At 56.7% G+C, this 15,683-nt stretch carries 19 protein-coding genes and 1 tRNA gene; 11 read left to right on the top strand and 9 right to left on the bottom strand.

Annotated features, from left to right (window positions below; genetic code table 11):
* Positions 1 to 78 precede the first annotated feature (78 nt).
* Positions 79 to 1,386, bottom strand: coding sequence for an MFS transporter (locus EQV96_RS04390; RefSeq protein ID WP_095025102.1), 1,308 nt, complete (start codon positions 1,384 to 1,386; stop codon positions 79 to 81).
* Between the two features lie 110 nt (positions 1,387 to 1,496).
* Here EQV96_RS04390 and EQV96_RS04385 point away from each other — a divergent pair, with 110 nt between their 5' ends.
* On the top strand, positions 1,497 to 2,006 hold the full coding sequence (locus tag EQV96_RS04385; protein ID WP_016780360.1) for a DUF1993 domain-containing protein: 510 nt from the start codon (positions 1,497 to 1,499) through the stop codon (positions 2,004 to 2,006).
* Positions 2,007 to 2,343: 337 nt separating this feature from the next.
* On the opposite strand, the gene sstT is transcribed toward EQV96_RS04385, so the two are convergent.
* A complete protein-coding gene (gene sstT / locus EQV96_RS04380) occupies positions 2,344 to 3,576 on the bottom strand; it encodes a serine/threonine transporter SstT (RefSeq protein ID WP_095018960.1) in 1,233 nt (410 codons plus the stop codon).
* A gap of 281 nt (positions 3,577 to 3,857) precedes the next feature.
* Here sstT and EQV96_RS04375 point away from each other — a divergent pair, with 281 nt between their 5' ends.
* On the top strand, positions 3,858 to 5,021 hold the full coding sequence (locus EQV96_RS04375) for an MFS transporter (protein ID WP_095024555.1): 1,164 nt from the start codon (positions 3,858 to 3,860) through the stop codon (positions 5,019 to 5,021).
* On the opposite strand, the gene nhaR is transcribed toward EQV96_RS04375, so the two are convergent.
* Complete coding sequence (gene nhaR / locus EQV96_RS04370) at positions 5,008 to 5,907, bottom strand: transcriptional activator NhaR (protein ID WP_095002289.1); 900 nt, start codon at positions 5,905 to 5,907, stop codon at positions 5,008 to 5,010. The two genes, EQV96_RS04375 and nhaR, sit on opposite strands and share 14 nt — an antisense overlap.
* 135 nt (positions 5,908 to 6,042) lie before the next feature.
* Between nhaR and EQV96_RS04365 the strand changes: the two genes are divergently transcribed.
* Both EQV96_RS04365 and EQV96_RS04360 read left to right on the top strand, forming a co-directional pair.
* Positions 6,043 to 6,282, top strand: coding sequence for a hypothetical protein (locus tag EQV96_RS04365; protein ID WP_095039186.1), 240 nt, complete (start codon positions 6,043 to 6,045; stop codon positions 6,280 to 6,282).
* Positions 6,283 to 6,312: 30 nt separating this feature from the next.
* On the top strand, positions 6,313 to 7,068 hold the full coding sequence (locus EQV96_RS04360; protein ID WP_095002290.1) for a TerC family protein: 756 nt from the start codon (positions 6,313 to 6,315) through the stop codon (positions 7,066 to 7,068).
* 60 nt (positions 7,069 to 7,128) lie between these two features.
* Here EQV96_RS04360 and EQV96_RS04355 read toward each other — a convergent pair whose 3' ends face one another.
* Positions 7,129 to 7,296: a hypothetical protein gene (locus EQV96_RS04355; RefSeq protein ID WP_165446485.1), complete on the bottom strand. Its 168-nt coding sequence runs from the start codon at positions 7,294 to 7,296 to the stop codon at positions 7,129 to 7,131.
* Between the two features lie 224 nt (positions 7,297 to 7,520).
* Here EQV96_RS04355 and EQV96_RS04350 point away from each other — a divergent pair, with 224 nt between their 5' ends.
* Positions 7,521 to 8,198, top strand: a complete 678-nt coding sequence (locus tag EQV96_RS04350; protein WP_095021187.1) for a hypothetical protein — start codon at positions 7,521 to 7,523, stop codon at positions 8,196 to 8,198.
* Between the two features lie 117 nt (positions 8,199 to 8,315).
* On the opposite strand, the gene EQV96_RS04345 is transcribed toward EQV96_RS04350, so the two are convergent.
* On the bottom strand, positions 8,316 to 9,599 hold the full coding sequence (locus EQV96_RS04345; protein WP_095021186.1) for an FAD-binding oxidoreductase: 1,284 nt from the start codon (positions 9,597 to 9,599) through the stop codon (positions 8,316 to 8,318).
* A 184-nt stretch (positions 9,600 to 9,783) separates the two neighbouring features.
* Between EQV96_RS04345 and EQV96_RS04340 the strand changes: the two genes are divergently transcribed.
* Positions 9,784 to 9,860, top strand: a tRNA-Val gene (locus tag EQV96_RS04340).
* Between the two features lie 25 nt (positions 9,861 to 9,885).
* Here EQV96_RS04340 and EQV96_RS04335 read toward each other — a convergent pair.
* The 3 genes from EQV96_RS04335 to EQV96_RS04325 form a co-directional block, all read right to left on the bottom strand.
* Complete coding sequence (locus EQV96_RS04335; RefSeq protein ID WP_346769608.1) at positions 9,886 to 10,158, bottom strand: tyrosine-type recombinase/integrase; 273 nt, start codon at positions 10,156 to 10,158, stop codon at positions 9,886 to 9,888.
* Between the two features lie 55 nt (positions 10,159 to 10,213).
* Positions 10,214 to 10,819, bottom strand: a complete 606-nt coding sequence (locus EQV96_RS04330; protein ID WP_095002312.1) for a hypothetical protein — start codon at positions 10,817 to 10,819, stop codon at positions 10,214 to 10,216.
* A 71-nt stretch (positions 10,820 to 10,890) separates the two neighbouring features.
* Positions 10,891 to 11,778, bottom strand: a complete 888-nt coding sequence (locus EQV96_RS04325; RefSeq protein ID WP_240881435.1) for a LysR substrate-binding domain-containing protein — start codon at positions 11,776 to 11,778, stop codon at positions 10,891 to 10,893.
* A 108-nt stretch (positions 11,779 to 11,886) separates the two neighbouring features.
* On the opposite strand from EQV96_RS04325, the gene EQV96_RS04320 reads away from it, so the two are divergent.
* From EQV96_RS04320 to EQV96_RS04300, 5 genes are all read left to right on the top strand, one after another.
* Positions 11,887 to 12,222 carry a carboxymuconolactone decarboxylase family protein gene (locus EQV96_RS04320; RefSeq protein ID WP_346769603.1) on the top strand — a complete coding sequence of 112 codons (336 nt, stop codon included), beginning with the start codon at positions 11,887 to 11,889 and terminating at the stop codon, positions 12,220 to 12,222.
* 6 nt (positions 12,223 to 12,228) lie between these two features.
* Entirely contained in the window at positions 12,229 to 12,603 is a 375-nt protein-coding gene (locus EQV96_RS04315; protein WP_095002315.1) for a tautomerase family protein, read from the top strand.
* Positions 12,604 to 12,858: 255 nt separating this feature from the next.
* Positions 12,859 to 13,374 carry an AAA family ATPase gene (locus tag EQV96_RS04310; RefSeq protein WP_133144365.1) on the top strand — a complete coding sequence of 172 codons (516 nt, stop codon included), beginning with the start codon at positions 12,859 to 12,861 and terminating at the stop codon, positions 13,372 to 13,374.
* A gap of 429 nt (positions 13,375 to 13,803) precedes the next feature.
* A complete protein-coding gene (locus EQV96_RS04305) occupies positions 13,804 to 14,031 on the top strand; it encodes a hypothetical protein (RefSeq protein WP_095002317.1) in 228 nt (75 codons plus the stop codon).
* Between the two features lie 245 nt (positions 14,032 to 14,276).
* The gene (locus tag EQV96_RS04300; protein ID WP_240881434.1) at positions 14,277 to 14,945 is read left to right on the top strand and encodes a DUF3313 domain-containing protein; all 669 of its coding nucleotides are present in this window, start codon (positions 14,277 to 14,279) and stop codon (positions 14,943 to 14,945) included.
* 72 nt (positions 14,946 to 15,017) lie between these two features.
* On the opposite strand, the gene EQV96_RS04295 is transcribed toward EQV96_RS04300, so the two are convergent.
* A complete protein-coding gene (locus EQV96_RS04295; RefSeq protein WP_095024252.1) occupies positions 15,018 to 15,224 on the bottom strand; it encodes a hypothetical protein in 207 nt (68 codons plus the stop codon).
* Positions 15,225 to 15,683: the final 459 nt, after the last annotated feature.

The raw sequence follows: 15,683 nt of genomic DNA, 5'->3' as shown, positions 1-15,683 counted from the left end.
AGCGACCATTGTGGTGTTTTTTGCGCGGTAGAGCGACTGGCATGTCGCCCCGTCTGTGGCAGAGAGTCTTTTTGCGTGTCAGCGGTTAACCACTTTGGCAGGCAGCGCGATCACCAGCAGGCAGCTCACTAGCAGGCAACTGGCGAAGAACCACAACGCGCCGGAACTGCTGCCCGTTACGTCGATGGCGATACCCATCAGGGAATTGCTCACCAGCCCTGCGATATTGGCCAGCGAACACGCGAGGGCGAAGCCGGTAGCGGCAGCACGGCCCTTGAGAAAGGTGGCCGGCAAGCTGAAAAACACCGGTACGGCGCCAATGATGGCGGCCGAGGCAATGGCAAACAGCAAAACGATCACAAGCAGGTTGTCGCTGAAAAAAGTGCTGGCTGCCATCGCGGCCGCGCCAATCACAAAGGGCACAATGATATGCCAGCGGCGTTCTCGATGGTGGTCGCTGCTGGCGCCAATCATCAGCATGCCGATCAGGGCGGCAACGCTGGGCAGGGCGGTGAGCAGGCCAATATGGAAGTTGTCGGCCACACCGGCGTTACGGATAAACGTCGGCATCCAGAATGCCATTGCGTAGGCGCTAAGCAGGATGGAGAAGTCGATACCCCCCAGCATCCAGATCTTGAGGTTAAAGAACCCGTCGCGAAAACTGTGCTTGCTGTTCTGGCCTTCGGCGTTGTCCTGGTGCAGTTGCTGTTCCAGTAACGCTTTTTCGTCGGCGTTCAGCCATTTTGCCGTGTGATGGCTGTCTGGCAGAACCCAGAAGGTCAGGATGCCCAGCAATACGCTGGGGATCGCCTCAAGCACAAACAGCCACTGCCAGCCGCGCAGCCCCGCCGTATTGTCGAAGGCGACCATGATCCAGCCCGACAGTGGCCCGCCGACGACACTGGACAGCGGCATGCCGATCATAAACAGGGCAATGATGCGGCCCCGTCGCTGGGTCGGGAACCAGGTGGTCAGGTAATACAGCACCCCGGGCAGAAAACCGGCTTCGGCCACCCCCAGCAGAAAGCGTACAACATAGAACTGGGCAGGCGTGGTGACCAGCAGGGTGCAGGCCGAAAGCAGGCCCCAGCTGATCATGATCCGGGCTATCCAGACCCTGGCGCCGACTTTCTCCAGAAGCAGATTGCTGGGTACCTCGAACAGGATATAGCCGACAAAAAACAGCCCCGCCCCCAGGCCAAATGCCGTTTCGCTGAACTGCAGGTCACCTAGCATCTGCAATTTAGCGAAGCCGATATTGATCCGGTCCAGATAAGCGGCCAGATAACAGAAGCAGAGAAAGGGAATGAGTTTGCGGGTGATTTTGCGATAGAGCGCCTGGGTCGGGTCCGCTGCTGGAACTGTAGAGGGATGAGCAGAGGGCATATGGGTGTCCAGGGGCTGAGCTTGGGGTTGATCTTCATACACCAGATGGGCGCTGGCGTGTCTATAATCGGCGCACATTGCATTCCTGCCCACAGACTGTCGAGACTTCCATGACTATCTCTCTGTACGCCGCTTCCGTTCCCGTGTTCAAACAAATGCTCAACGCCCTGAGCGGTGTGCTGGCCAAGGCTGAAGCTCACGCAACGGCCAAGAACATCGACCCGAGCGTGTTTTTGCAAGCACGCCTGGCCCCGGACATGTTCCCGCTGGTGCGTCAGGTGCAAATCGCAGTTGATTTCACCAAGGGTGTTTCGGGCCGTCTGGCTGAAATCGAATTGCCAAAATATGACGACAGCGAAGTGACCTTTGCCGACCTGCAAGCCTTGATCAGCAAAGTGCTGGCGTTTGTCGACGGGATCAAGCCAGAGCAAATCGATGGCAAGGAAGGCATCGAAATCATCACCCGTCAGGGCACGCCTAAAGAAAAACGCTTCACTGGCCAGGCTTACCTGCTGACCTACGGCCTGCCGCAGTTCTTCTTCCATGTGACCACGGCTTACGCGATCCTGCGCCACAATGGTGTTGAGATCGGCAAGCGTGACTACATGGGCGCGTTCTAATCAAGCGCACTGTGTCAGCGCCTTGGTCATTCAGACCTACCGGGTTGCAAGCATCGCAGGCAAGCGAGCTCCCACAGGTTCATTGGCACCCTCAGCGTCAGGTGCTGGCCTGATCCACTGTGGGAGCGGGCTTGCTCGCGATGGCAGCGCCCCGGTTATTTAGACAGACCGGGTTGTAAGCATCGCAGGCAAGCCAGCTCCCACAGGTTCATTGGCACCCTCAACGTCAGGTGCTGGCCTGACCTACTGTGGGAGCGGGCTTGCTCGCGATGGTAGCGCCCCGGTTATTTAGACAGACCGAGTTGTAAGCATCGCAGGCTTGCCCGCCCACATGGCCTCAGCCCTGTTGCAGGGGCTTGTCTTCCTGGGCCATACAGGCCGCCGCAGTAAAGAGTACGTCGGTGGAGGAGTTGAGCGCGGTTTCCGCCGAGTCCTGCAGGATGCCGATAATGAAGCCCACGGCCACCACCTGCATGGCAATCTCGCTCGGGATGCCGAACAGGCTGCACGCCAGCGGAATCAACAGCAGCGAACCGCCCGCCACACCCGATGCGCCGCAGGCGCAAATGGCTGCAACCACACTCAGCAAAATAGCAGTCGGAATATCGACCGCAATCCCCAGTGTATGCACGGCAGCCAGGCTCAACACGGTGATGGTAATCGCCGCGCCCGCCATATTGATGGTGGCCCCCAGCGGGATGGACACCGAGTAGGTGTCTTCATGCAGGCCCAGACGCTCGCTCAACGCCATGTTCACCGGAATGTTGGCCGCCGAACTGCGGGTGAAAAACGCGGTAATCCCGCTTTCGCGCAGGCACAGAAATACCAGCGGATACGGGTTGCGACGCAACTTCCAGAACACGATCAGCGGGTTGACCACCAGCGCCACAAACAGCATGCAGCCAATCAACACTGTGAGCAGGTGCAGATAACCCAGCAGGGCACCGAAGCCCGAAGAGGCGAGGGTGGCAGCCACCAGGCCGAAAATGCCCAGCGGTGCAAAGCGGATAACTACGCGCACGATCAGGGTGACACCGTTGGACAGGTCATTGAGTACGGTGCGGGTAGTGTCGCCGGCATGACGAATGGCAATGCCCATGCCGATGGCCCACGCCAGGATGCCGATAAAGTTGGCATTCATCAGTGCGCTGACCGGGTTGTCGACCACACTCAACATCAGGCTTTGCAGTACCTCGCTGATACCCCCGGGGGCGGTAATGGCGATGTTCTCGGTGGCCAGTACCAGATTCGACGGGAACAGCATGCTGGCGATAACGGCCACGACAGCAGCAGCAAAGGTGCCGAACAGGTACAGAACCAGAATCGGGCGGATATGGGTTTCCTGGCCGTGCTTGTGGTTGGCAATCGAGGCCATGACCAGTACAAACACGAGAATCGGCGCAACGGCTTTCAAGGCGCTGACGAACACCTTGCCGATAAAGGCCACCGAAAGCGCTGCCGAGGGCGCAAGCCATGCCAGCAAAATACCTGCAATCAGACCGATCACAATCTGGGTTACCAGGCTGGTGCGCATGAGCTTTTGCAGCAGGGTAGGTGGAGCGTCAGTCATAAAGGTTTCTCTAGTTGTTCTGGGTAGCGCATTGAAAAACTGTGGGGCGATCGGCGGCAAACGGGCAGGCTGATCGACGCAAGTCGGCGGGATACGAACTTTATCATAGACGTGTAGGTGCTTTCCTACGCAGGGGCAATCTGCCACATCCGTGGTTGAACTTGTTTCGGGTTACATCGCTTCAAGGTGAAGCATTCTGTTACCATTGCTCATCCCCCACTTTTCTTCAAATCAGCGGGCCTTTCGGGCTTTCGCTGGCCTCGTTGTCTCTGGAGTTATTCATGCTGTTGCCCATCCTGCTGCTGTCTGCGGCCGGCTTTACCGTGCTCACCACCGAATTTGTCATCGTCGGCCTGCTGCCTTCGATAGCCCGCGACTTGGAGGTCAGCGTGCCCCAGGCCGGTTTGCTGGTGACCTTGTTCGCCTTTACGGTCGCTGCCCTCGGGCCGTTTTTGACCGCCTACTTTGCGCGTTTTCAGCGCAAGCGCCTGTTTATCTCGATTTTGCTGATGTTCGCCTTCGCCAACACCGTGGCGGCGCTGGCGCCGAACATTTGGGTGATGGCTTTTGCGCGGCTGCTGCCGGCATTGGGGTTGCCGGTGTTTTGGGCTCTGGCTAGCGAAACGGCGGTGGATATCGTAGGCCCGGATTACGCCGGGCGGGCGATTGCCAAAATCGGGTTCGGCATCGTTTGTGCGACGGTATTTGGCATTCCTGTAGGCACCCTGATCTCGGATGCTTGGGGCTGGCGCAGTGCCTTCGGTATTCTGGCGGTGGTCGCCCTGGCCAAGGCGCTGTTGCTGTGGATCTATTTACCTGTCACCCGGGCAGTGAAAGAAAGCGTCACCCTGAGTTCGCAGTTTGCCCTGCTGCGCAGCCCATTGATGATTGGCCATATCGTGTTGTCCGTTCTGGTGTTCAGCGGCATGTTTACGGCCTACACCTATCTGGCCGATATTCTTGAGCGCCTGGCAGGCTTTGACGGCACGCTGGTGGGGTGGTGCCTGATGGGCTTTGGCGCCGTAGGCCTGATCGGCAACTCGTTGGGCGGGCGCATGGTGGATCGCCATCCGCTGATCGCCTCGATGGTGTTTTGTGCCTTTATGATCGGCGGCCTGGTGGCGCTGGTGCCGAGCATTCACTCAACCCTGGGCCTGGCGGCGGCCATGGGCATATGGGGGGTGACCCAGGCGGCCATGTTTCTGGTCAGCCATGTGCGGCTGATGAAAGTTGCCCCCCATGCCCCGGCATTTGCCGCGTCGCTGAACATTGCCGGGGCCAATCTGGGGATCGGCCTGGGTGCGATGGTGGGGGGGCGGGTAATCGATAGCTATGGCCTGGGTAACCTGGGGTTTGCTGCCGCCGGGTTTATCCTGGTATCGATTCTGCTGGCGCTGGTGCTGATGACTGCCAAGGCGCCGCCAGTGTGTGCTAGCGCGGGGTAAACAACTCGCGGCGTGCCCCCTCGGTAATCGCAACGATGCCGGGGTGGCGGATCTTGCGCTCCACGGTAATGGCGTAGAAGGATTCGGTGACAGCCTCGGTGTGGCCGATCAATTCAACATCAAACTGACGCATCACTTCCTGGGCAATCACGCTGGGTGCGATAAAGACGCCGATCCCCGACTGACCAAAAGCCTGCATCAGCGCGCTGTCATCAAATTCCCCCACGATTCGCGGCTGGATCTGCTGCTCGGCCAGCCAGCGCAACAAGCGGCTGCGCAGCATGGTTTCGGGCCCGGGGATCAGTAGCGGCGCGCCTTGCAGGCAATGCGGAAAGTTTTCGGCATAGTCTTGGGCCAGCGTCGCAGTAGCAAAAAAACTGATGCCGCACTCGCCCAGTTTTTGACTGAAACCCTTGATATCCAGGTGCGAAGGCATAGGGCTGTCGGAAATTACCAAATCAAGACGCTGAATAGCGAGGTCCGCGAGTAGCCGGTCAAGCTTGTCTTCGCGACAGGTGATGCGAATCGGTTTATCCAGCTCCATGGTCGGAGCAATCAGGCGGTACACAATCGACTTGGGCACCACGTCGGCCACACCCACTCGAAACAAGATCTGTTGTTCCTTGGGCGCCATGCGCAGCATGCTTTCCAGTTCACTGCCGACCTGAAAGATCTGCTCGGCATAAGGCAGCACCTGGCGTCCGGTCTCGGTCAGCTCCAGTTGGCGTCCGACCCGGCGAAACAACGGCAGGCCATAGGTGTCTTCGAGCAGGCTGATTTGCCCGCTGATCGTCTGCGGCGTGAGGTTAAGTTGCTCGCAAGCGCGAACAATGCTGCCGGTCTTGGCCACGACCCAGAAGTAATGCAATTGGCGGTAATTAAGCATCAGCGTCGCAACACTTCGTAAAAACCGAAGTATAGCGTTTAAAAATACGAATTTTCCTGAAGTGTTAGATTCTCTAGAATCCCGCGTTATGCGCAAGCCACTTTGGTGGCCGCCGGTTTAGAGAGGGAAATGACCATGAACATGAAAAAAGCAGCAGTAGCCGTACTGTTATCGGCAGGTTTGCTGACGATTGCGGGTTGCGACCAGGCTGAAAAAGCCGCGCAACAGGTGCTGAGCAAAACCGCTGAATCCGCTAAACAGGCAATTGATGACACTCACAGGGCTGCGGAGCAAGCGCTCAGCGAAGCCACCGGTGGGCTGATTGAAAAAGAAAAGCCTGAGCAAGAAAAGCAAGATTCATCTAAAGCTATTTAACTGGTCTTACTGCAGAGTCCGAACACACCTATGGAATATCTTTTACAACTGGCTGCCAGCCCCGCAGCCTGGGTCGCTTTAGCCACGTTGATCGTGATGGAAATCGTGCTGGGTATCGATAACCTGATCTTTATCTCGATTTTGACCAACAAACTGCCTGAGCAATACCGCACCAAGGCACGCCGTATTGGTATCGGCATGGCACTGATCCTGCGTCTGGGCTTGCTGGGTACCATTGCCTACATCGTGCAACTGACCACGCCGGTATTTGAAGTGCTGGGCAAGGCCTTCTCGTGGAAGGACATGATCCTGATTGCCGGTGGTCTGTTTCTGGTGTGGAAGGCCACCAGCGAAATCCACCACAGCATGACTCCGCAAGTGGAAGAAAAAGCCGACAGCGTGTCGTCGAAAGTCACCTTGGGCTTTGCCGCTGCCATCGGCCAGATCCTCATGCTTGACCTGGTGTTTTCCATCGACAGCATCATTACGGCGGTGGGCATGACCGAGCACTTGCCGATCATGGTGATTGCAGTGGTGGTGGCGGTGATGGTGATGTTGCTGGCTTCGGAGCCTCTGGCCAAGTTCATCAACGACAACCCGACCGTAGTGATGCTGGCCCTGGCCTTCCTGATCATGATCGGCATGACCTTGATCGCTGAAGGGTTCGGTGCCCATGTGCCGAAAGGTTACGTGTATGCAGCGATGGCGTTCTCGGCCACGGTTGAAACACTCAACATTGTGGCGCGTCAGATCCGGGAAAGGCGTCAGGCTGCGCTGATCAAGTAAACGCAGGTTGATGTTAAAAAGCCGTCCACTCTCTTTGGGGTGGACGGCTTTTTTGTGGGTTCAATGTGCGCTTGCTGCGCCAGCTACCGGTTTTTCAGGGATATCTTGCGGTTTTGCCTGCACCTGCGGGTGATGATGGCGGCTAATACGCATCAGGCCCCAGAGCATGGCGCCAGCAACGGCCAGCCAACCGGCGATCAGCAGAAAAATAGTGAGTATCGGGCTCATCAGTGCCTCCTTTGCCCCCTACGGGCTCAAACACACGCTAAGCAGATGACAGTCTAGCCTGTGCGATGTTGCAGTCTATTGACCGAAGGTCGTGTAGGGCTAATCGATTCGCTCTATATCAGCCATTGGGCTGTGGCTTAAGGCTATACCTCGCATTATTGGCGCCCTATGATTGACGGTCATGGCGGACTTTGAGGTCTGGCGTTTATTAAGGGCGAGGCAATATGCGGGCAGTGACAGGGGCAAAATCGGCGCGGCTGTGGCTGATGGGGGTGTTTGCGTTGGCGATGGTGGGCTGCGCCAGTGTCGAACCCCCTGAGTTTCGACGCTTGCCAGAACGGGTAGAGCTCAATGGCGTGCCGTTTTTCCGCGGCAATGCCAACCAGGGTGCCCCGCAAATATTGGCGGGCATGCTCAGTGAGCAAAGAGTCCGCATCACCCCCGGACTTTTGGTCAAACCGCTGCAGTTACCGGGTGCCGAAGCCTCATTGCAATCTAATATCGAGCAGCTTGCGGCGGGTTACGGGCTGATGGTGTACCCGCTGGACAAATCCCTGTCTGCGTTGCTGACTCAAGTGGCAGCCGGCTACCCGGTGATGCTGCGATTTAGCGACGGCACCCTGTGGTCCGAGCCGCGCTACGCGATGCTGGTGGGTTACAACCGCGCCAAAGGCACGGTGTTGCTGCGTTCAGGTATGGAGCGTCGGCGGTTGATGGACTTCAGCAAATTCGAGTCGGCGTGGAAGGATGCTGGCGGCTGGGCCGTGCTGATCCTGTCGCCAACCCAGTTGCCGGCCAACGTCGACAAGACCCGCTGGCTGAAAATTGCCAATGAACTGTCCCGCTCGGGCCAGGAACAGGCCGGGGCTACAGCGATCAAGACTCTGGAGTCCCAAAAGTAAGCGTTGGCATCACCCTGTGGGAGCTGGCTTGCCTGCGATGCAAGCGACGCGGTGTGACTGGCACAACGCAGTGATGCCATCGTGAGCAAGCCCGCTCCCACATAGCCACCACAAGAGTTAAAAGCCGAACTTGTCCCGCAAGCTGTAATACCAGGCACCCAAAGCAGTCAGCGGTGTACGCAACAGCTGTCCGCCGGGGAAAGGGTAGTGGGGCAGATCGGCAAACGCATCAAAACGCTCTGCCTGCCCGCGCAGGGCTTCAGCCAGCACCTTGCCAGCCAGATGGGTATAGGTCACGCCATGCCCGCTGCAACCTTGTGAGTAATAGATGTTGTCACCGATACGACCGACCTGAGGCAGGCGTGACAGCGTCAGCAGGAAATTGCCCGTCCATGCATAGTCAATTTTCACATCCTTGAGCTGCGGGAAAGCCTTGAGCATTTTCGGCCGGATAATCGCCTCGATATTGGCAGGGTCCCGTGCGCCATACACCACGCCGCCCCCGAAAATCAGACGCTTGTCACCGGACAGGCGATAGTAGTCGAGCAAGTAGTTACAGTCCTCAACGCAATAGTCCTGTGGCAACAGAGTCTTGGCCAGCTCATCACCCAGGGGCTCGGTGGTGATTACCTGTGTACCGCAGGGCATGGACTTGGAAGCCAGTTCCGGTACCAGATTGCCCAGATAGGCATTGCCTGCGACGATAATGAACTTGGCTCGCACCTTGCCCTGGGGGGTATGCACCACAGGATTGGCGCCGCGTTCAATGCGAACAGCGGGGGACTGCTCATAAATGGTGCCGCCCAACGACTCCACGGCAGCGGCTTCGCCCAGCGCCAGATTGAGCGGGTGAATATGCCCGCCGCTCATATCCAGCAGCCCGCCCTGATACTGATCACAGGCAACCACTTCACGAATCCGGCGCTGATCCAGCAGCTCCAGTGACGTATTGCCATAACGCTCCCAGAGCTTTTTCTGCGCTTCCAGATGGCCCATCTGCTTGGCGGTGATGGCGGCAAACACGCCGCCGTCTTTCAAATCGCACTGGATCTGATACTTGGCCACACGCTCACGAATGATCTTGCCGCCTTCAAAGGCCATCTGCCCCAGCAACTGAGCCTGCTTGGCGCCGACAGTGCGTTCGATCACATCGATATCGCGGCTGTAACTGTTAACGATCTGGCCGCCATTGCGTCCGGAAGCACCGAACCCCACCTTCGCTGCTTCCAGGACCGTGACCTTGAAGCCGGCCTCCAGCAAAAACAGCGCACTCGACAGCCCGGTATAACCGGCGCCGATAACACACACATCCGTCTCCACCTCGCCCTGCAGGGCAGGGCGCCCAGGGGCTGGATTGGCTGAAGCCGCATAGTAGGACTGGGGATAGGGAGTGTTCGACATTCTGCAGCCTCTGTTTTATATTTTTTACGAGTGAAGCCGATGCTACCTGAGTTGAAAACCGCCCGCCAGCCACTGGCGGCTAAGTGTTTTCGGGTTAAAAATAAAAAATTCGACTATTCATAGGGTTAGCTGCAAAAAAGGTGTTGACACCCCTCCGCAAATCTATAGAATGCGACCCCACAGCAGGCACGTAGCTCAGTTGGTTAGAGCACCACCTTGACATGGTGGGGGTCGTTGGTTCGAGTCCAATCGCGCCTACCAAACAAAATCCGCTCTGCTGGGCGGTCTAGAAGGGCTCACCGAAAGGTGGGCCCTTTTTTGTTGTTCTCGTTTGGCCAATCATTGGGCAAACCACCAACGGCAGCAGTTTCAGATCGGCTTTGACCTTGTGATAGATCACTGCCTCCGGCCCATGCCCGGAATGATAATGCGCCGTCATTTTCACATCGGCATGCCCCATCAAGCCCTGAATGTCATCCTGAGCAAATCCCTGTTGCTCATATAGCCAGGCAGCCAACGCTCGAGTCTCATGAAAGGTTGACCGCTCATTCGCCGGAATGTGGTCATAGGCCTTCGCTTGCCCAAAGCGAGCGAGTCGCTACTTGATTTGTTATTCAGCAGTTGAATACCGGTGCGTAGCGTTCTTCGCGCTTCTTGAAGTGGACAGGTGCCATCGGGACTTTCTCACCGTTCACGAAAATATCCGGAAAGGTTACGGTGAAGTCATCCATATCCCCTTTGCCCAAGGGTGTTCCCTTGAAGCCCGCGTGGAAGATTTTCCTCGGATCAAAACCGGTTTCCAGCTGTTCAACGCTGACCTGATAAGACTGCCCTGTAGCCAGTTGCACGGTGACCATGGGCGATGCGGCACTCACCCAAAGGACGGGCGGGGTCTGTTTGAGCGCCGCGCTGCGTTGTTCCGGGGTGTTCAGGTTGAGCAGGTAAGGCGGTTTGTACAGGCGACCGAAGAGGCGCAGTTCCGTGTCAGTTGAGCGCTTGTTGCTTGGCCAACTGGATGTACCCGGCGGTGCTGCATAAACCAGCACATGAACCCAGTCGAGTTCTTCAGAAAGAGGTGTATAGCTCATCGCCGCCTTTGGCCCGGGGCAGGTACGCTCGAGGAGGGCGTTTTGGCCCACGGCTGATTCTGGATGCAGATAGGGCCCTGTACTGCATCCCGCCAGCAGTACCAACAGCGCATACAAGGTGTGTTTTTTCATAGGGGCAACTCCATTTGCTGCGCGATAAGCCGCTAGTTCGACGTCTGGGCTGCTTGATTCAAGCTAAGAATTTATTTCGAAATTTCAAAATTGAATGCCGGCTCTTGTAGGCTCGCTTTGATCAATGCTGCGAGTTCACGCGTGGCGGGTGTGGGAGCCTCAGTACAGCTATGAATCATGTAACCAAGGTGTGGTACAGGGGGCAAGCCTGAAACGATGTCGAGATGGCCCGGTAGCCCGATGCGGGTTCTTAGCGTCAAGCCTAATCCAGCAGCAACGGCGGCCCATATACCGGCAACGCTGGGGCTGGTCAGGGCGATTCGCCAGGGGATATTCGCGGCATCCAGTGCCTGGGTGGCGGCACTGCGCAACACGCACGGCGCATCAAACAGGATCAATGGCAGCGGTGAGTCATCCATCATGGTTGACAGTCGTGTGTTACGAGCCCCGATCCAGTGCATCGGCGTTTCACCCAGTCTCGTCGCAAGCGGCGAATTGCGCTCCGTGTCCCATGTTAGGGCCAAGTCCAGGCCGGCGCTTTCTACCATTGAAAGTAATTCAGCGTTTCGCGCAATCCTGACTTCAAGATTCACCATTGGGTAGGCTTGAACGAAGCGTCGCAGGATGTCGCTGAGGAAATGCTCCCCAAAATCTTCTTGAACTCCGAAGCGAACGGTTCCGGTCGTCTGGCTTTCATGCAGGCTCAAGAAGATCCCGTCGTTGAGCTCCAGTAGCCGGCGGGCGTGGCTGAGCAGGATTTCTCCCACAGGTGTCAAGACCAGGCCACGTCCTGATCTGGCCAACACCGGGGTGCCCATCTGCTCTTCAAGTTTCTTCAATTGAGCGCTCACTGCGGACGTAGATCGATCGAGGCAATCCGCAGCCTTGGCAAAGCTGTTGAACTCAACGCCGGTAACGAAGGTGCGCAATACATCGAGATCGAAAGTTGGACGGCGCATCGGATAATCCACAAATTTGGAACAGTTGATCCTATTAAATCTGATATTCGCAATTACCGCGACTTGATAGTTTTGTCCGATTGACAAGGTAATTCGGGGATTAAGGTCGTGAATACATTAAAGGATAGCGGGCGAGAGCACGTGGGCAGATTCCCGCAAAAGTTTGCCGATTTAACTGATCAAACCCTGTTTGGTGATATGTGGAAGCGAACGCAATTGACACCCCGTGAGCGCAGCCTGGTGACGGTGGCTGCCCTGGTGGCGCTGTACCGGCTGGAGCAACTGCCGTTCCATTTGAGTCGAGCGCTGGACAACGGTTTGAGTAATGACGAATTGGAGGAAGTCATGACTCATCTGGCGTTCTATTCAGGCTGGCCGACGGCTGCTTCTGGCCTGAAGCAGCTCAGCGATGTGCAAGCCAGTCGTGCTCCCAGCCAAGGGTAACTATTTATGCCATTTGCACGTATTTCACTGCATCGCGGAAAGTCCGCTGCGTATCTGCAGGCGCTATCCCAAGGGGTGCATGACGCTCTGGTCGAGAGTTTTGAGGTGCCTGGCGCAGATCGCTTCCAGGTCATCCATCAGCATGATGTCGGTGAGCTGATTTTCAATCCCGAGTACCTGGGCGGGCCGCGCAGTCATGATTTTGTGTTGATTGCTATCACCGCTGGCCGTTCACGAAGCGTCGAAACGAAACAGCATTTCTACCGCACTCTGGTCGAGAAACTTAACGAGGCTACTGGGCTCAGCGAGGAAGATGTCATGGTGGTAATTACCACCACAGGCAGTGAGGATTGGTCGTTTGCTGGCGGTCGGGGTAACTAGCTCCCGCGCTCTTGATAAAGAAAACAGGTCGGCCCAAATTATCTACGTGTACCAGAGGCCAGAACTTGCATGATTGAGTGGTAGTAAATACGAGTCTGTACGGCTTTTAACAATGTTCTTTAGCTACCTGCTTCTATCGCTCCGCCACCGAGCGAGCCTGCTCTGTGCAAGAACCCATTGGTTGCTGCGTAATGACTGAAGTGGCCCGGTTTCTGCGTATAACGGGCAGTCACCAGACCCATTCAAGGACATAAAATGCTTATCGTCTTCAGCGGCCTTCCAGGCACCGGAAAAACGACTATCGCAAGCGAGCTTGCCGGCAGAACGGGTGCCGTCTACCTAAGGGTCGATACCATCGAACAGGCGATTCGAAACGCCGGCGTTCTTGCAAAAGAGGTGGGCAAGAGCGGTTACATGGTCGCCAATGAGCTTGCTCTGAGCAATCTTCGTTTTGGCCACACGGTTATAGTCGACTGTGTAAACCCGGTCGATGAAAGCCGACAGGCATGGAGTGATATTGCTCAGCGCGCTGATGTGCCCTTGGTCAACATTCAGGTGATCTGTTCTGACAGGCGCGAGCACCAGCGTCGGGTGGAAACCAGGGAGGTCGATATTCCCGGGCTGACGCCCCCAACCTGGCAGTCTGTTCTCGATCATGAATATGAGGCGTGGGGCACTGCTCCATTCAGCATCGACACGGCCTTGACTTCTAAGGCGCAGGCTGTGGCGCTGATCACTGAAACGCTTTTATCCAGGGCGCGTCTGCTCTGAAGGCGTTCAATGCGCCCCCGGTTCTCCTGGAGCCGGTTATCTGTCCGCATCGGAGTGCGATCTGCCTGATGCTTGTCAGCTGCGCTTGTGCGCTGGCCGGCAGCCCCGGATCACACTCCGATGCGACCTCCCGTGAGGGATCGGGCAGTTAGCGACAGGCTGTCGTTGGCGCTGGTTGTTCGGTGCGGTTCTATACCTGTAATTGAAGCTTGATCAGGTCAACTTGCACTGCTTTTTGCAGATTTATTGACCGTCGGTTGTCATTCTGCTCCCCAATTAACCAACACCAGGCAGGCGAAAGTGGTTGGGTCAGGTAGGGCGTGTGCCCCAGTACGCAGTCTTTGCGAGGGCGGGAGCAGCCGCGGGTGTCGAGGAATCATTGGTCGTTTTTATTGTCATATTTATGACCTTTTCTTTCAGGACGCTCAAATGAAGCGCACAACCCTATTGATCCTGGCCGTCTCAGGCGCTTTTCTGCTGGGCGGCTGCGCGCCTGTCTGGTACGACGGGGGGCGGCATGGTCACGATCGAGGTTACGACTCGGGCCGTGGATACGATCGCGGGCATGATGATCGGGGTTATGACCGCGGCTACGATCGTCGCGACAATGATCGCCGTTATGACCGCAATCGCGATCGTGATGACAGGGACGACTGATCCTCTGGTGCTTTAACTGCGCAGCGTGTCATCCACGCTGCGCTTTAGGTTATTAACTGCTGGCTCAATCAATTCCCGCCATTTGTTTCACCTCTGCAATATCCCTGCTTCGCGGAAACAAACCGGACATCTGCCAGCAATTGCGTTCAGGCAAGCTGTGCGCAATTAGTCCCGCCGCGCTCGTTCTGGCACCCGGGGCTGATGAGAACCCTCCTGTAAAACATCGTCCCGGGAATTCCTGCTTCATGCGAACCAGTCTTTCGCTGCCGCTGCTGGCTGCCTTGTCCATTTTGCTTGCGGCCTGTGCCAGCAAGACCATCCCGCCCGAAGAGTTTTCGGGCTATCTGTCCGATTACAGCCAGTTGGCGCAAAAGCAGTTGCCTTCCGGGCAGGCCGTACTGTCCTGGGTAAGCCCTGATCTGGATATCAGCCATTACACCGGCGTCTATATCCAGCCAAGCCAGTTTTACCCGTGGGTGCTACCGACCGGGCGGGGGCCACAGTCCACGCTGTCGGCCGTAACCGGTTATTACGATGCTGCGCTCAAGCGCGAACTGGGCAAGGTCATGACGGTTGTCGCGGCCCCGGGCCCTGGCACGCTGATTGTCAGGCCGGCCATAGTCTCGCTCTCGGCTAGTACCCAGGGCCTGCGGTTTTATGAGTATTTGCCCGTGACCCTGCTCGCCGCTGGGGTCAGCACGGCGGTCGGGATGCGTGATCAGGACAGTGAAATCAGCACCGAGATCGCCGTGATCGATGCCGCTGACCAGCAGGTGGTCGCGCAAGTGGTGCGCAAGGGGACAGGGCTGGCGCTGGAAAATGATTCTCAGGTCATGACGCTGGATGATTTCAAGCTGGTGCTCGATGGCTGGGCGCTTGATATGCGCCGCGAATACTTGTCCAGCCGCCATTGAGAGCCGGTCAAGGGTTGGTCCGGGGCTCGCCGAAAGGCGGGCTTTTTTTTGTCTGCGATTTGTCTGGCTCCTTCACTCGACTTCAAGTGCCGCCTGAATCTGATCGGCGTACTTGCTCAGGTTATTCATCTCTGTCTGTAACTGACCGGAGCTGGCTGAATTCAGCACCTTGGACTGGATCAAGGTCAAAGCCGCCGCGACGGCCAGTTCACGTTTGCCTTCCGGGCTGGCAGCACCAAAGGGGGTATCGCCCCGGAGGTTTTTGAAGTGCTCAGACATGATGCTCTCCTTATCGTTGCGGGTTTGAAACCTGTTATTACCGGTAACCGGTAATAACTAAAGTTTAGGGCAGGATTGATGGCGCGCATCGAAAAGGGCCTGTAAACAGCCCGGTAGACATGGTTGTGCCCGAAAGTACCGGCATGAATCTGAGGATCCGATCAGAGTGACCAGCGGTGCACCGTTAGTCGCTGCGTAACGTTCAACTTTGTTCATAATGGCGCGGTAATTGCTGTCTGTCGGTCCGCCAATGGATCACTCGTCTAATTGATGTGCATTTCCCACGTATTCCCCACTTTCTCCTGTCTCCGCATTCAAGCCCTTTTATTACAAAGGATTGGGTTGATTATTTGAGAGCGATGCGAGCAGCGCCAAATAAAAAAATGCCGAATTCGTCAATAAAATGGCTAATAAGCTAATTGTCTGTGCTTGTAATTACGATATTAATGCAATTTTGTT

This window comes from Pseudomonas sp. TMW22080 (genome assembly GCF_022496745.1).
Classification (GTDB): Bacteria; Pseudomonadota; Gammaproteobacteria; order Pseudomonadales; family Pseudomonadaceae; genus Aquipseudomonas; species Aquipseudomonas bubulae.
This window is presented reverse-complemented; position numbering and strand designations above follow the sequence as displayed.

Coding starts and splice junctions, on each gene's coding strand:
- EQV96_RS04390 (WP_095025102.1), bottom strand. CDS start 1,386: ATGCCCTCTGCTCATCCCTCTACAGTTCCAGCAGCGGACCCGACCCAG.
- EQV96_RS04385 (WP_016780360.1), top strand. CDS start 1,497: ATGACTATCTCTCTGTACGCCGCTTCCGTTCCCGTGTTCAAACAAATG.
- sstT (WP_095018960.1), bottom strand. CDS start 3,576: ATGACTGACGCTCCACCTACCCTGCTGCAAAAGCTCATGCGCACCAGC.
- EQV96_RS04375 (WP_095024555.1), top strand. CDS start 3,858: ATGCTGTTGCCCATCCTGCTGCTGTCTGCGGCCGGCTTTACCGTGCTC.
- nhaR (WP_095002289.1), bottom strand. CDS start 5,907: ATGCTTAATTACCGCCAATTGCATTACTTCTGGGTCGTGGCCAAGACC.
- EQV96_RS04365 (WP_095039186.1), top strand. CDS start 6,043: ATGAACATGAAAAAAGCAGCAGTAGCCGTACTGTTATCGGCAGGTTTG.
- EQV96_RS04360 (WP_095002290.1), top strand. CDS start 6,313: ATGGAATATCTTTTACAACTGGCTGCCAGCCCCGCAGCCTGGGTCGCT.
- EQV96_RS04355 (WP_165446485.1), bottom strand. CDS start 7,296: ATGAGCCCGATACTCACTATTTTTCTGCTGATCGCCGGTTGGCTGGCC.
- EQV96_RS04350 (WP_095021187.1), top strand. CDS start 7,521: ATGCGGGCAGTGACAGGGGCAAAATCGGCGCGGCTGTGGCTGATGGGG.
- EQV96_RS04345 (WP_095021186.1), bottom strand. CDS start 9,599: ATGTCGAACACTCCCTATCCCCAGTCCTACTATGCGGCTTCAGCCAAT.
- EQV96_RS04330 (WP_095002312.1), bottom strand. CDS start 10,819: ATGAAAAAACACACCTTGTATGCGCTGTTGGTACTGCTGGCGGGATGC.
- EQV96_RS04325 (WP_240881435.1), bottom strand. CDS start 11,778: ATGCGCCGTCCAACTTTCGATCTCGATGTATTGCGCACCTTCGTTACC.
- EQV96_RS04315 (WP_095002315.1), top strand. CDS start 12,229: ATGCCATTTGCACGTATTTCACTGCATCGCGGAAAGTCCGCTGCGTAT.
- EQV96_RS04310 (WP_133144365.1), top strand. CDS start 12,859: ATGCTTATCGTCTTCAGCGGCCTTCCAGGCACCGGAAAAACGACTATC.
- EQV96_RS04305 (WP_095002317.1), top strand. CDS start 13,804: ATGAAGCGCACAACCCTATTGATCCTGGCCGTCTCAGGCGCTTTTCTG.
- EQV96_RS04300 (WP_240881434.1), top strand. CDS start 14,277: ATGCGAACCAGTCTTTCGCTGCCGCTGCTGGCTGCCTTGTCCATTTTG.
- EQV96_RS04295 (WP_095024252.1), bottom strand. CDS start 15,224: ATGTCTGAGCACTTCAAAAACCTCCGGGGCGATACCCCCTTTGGTGCT.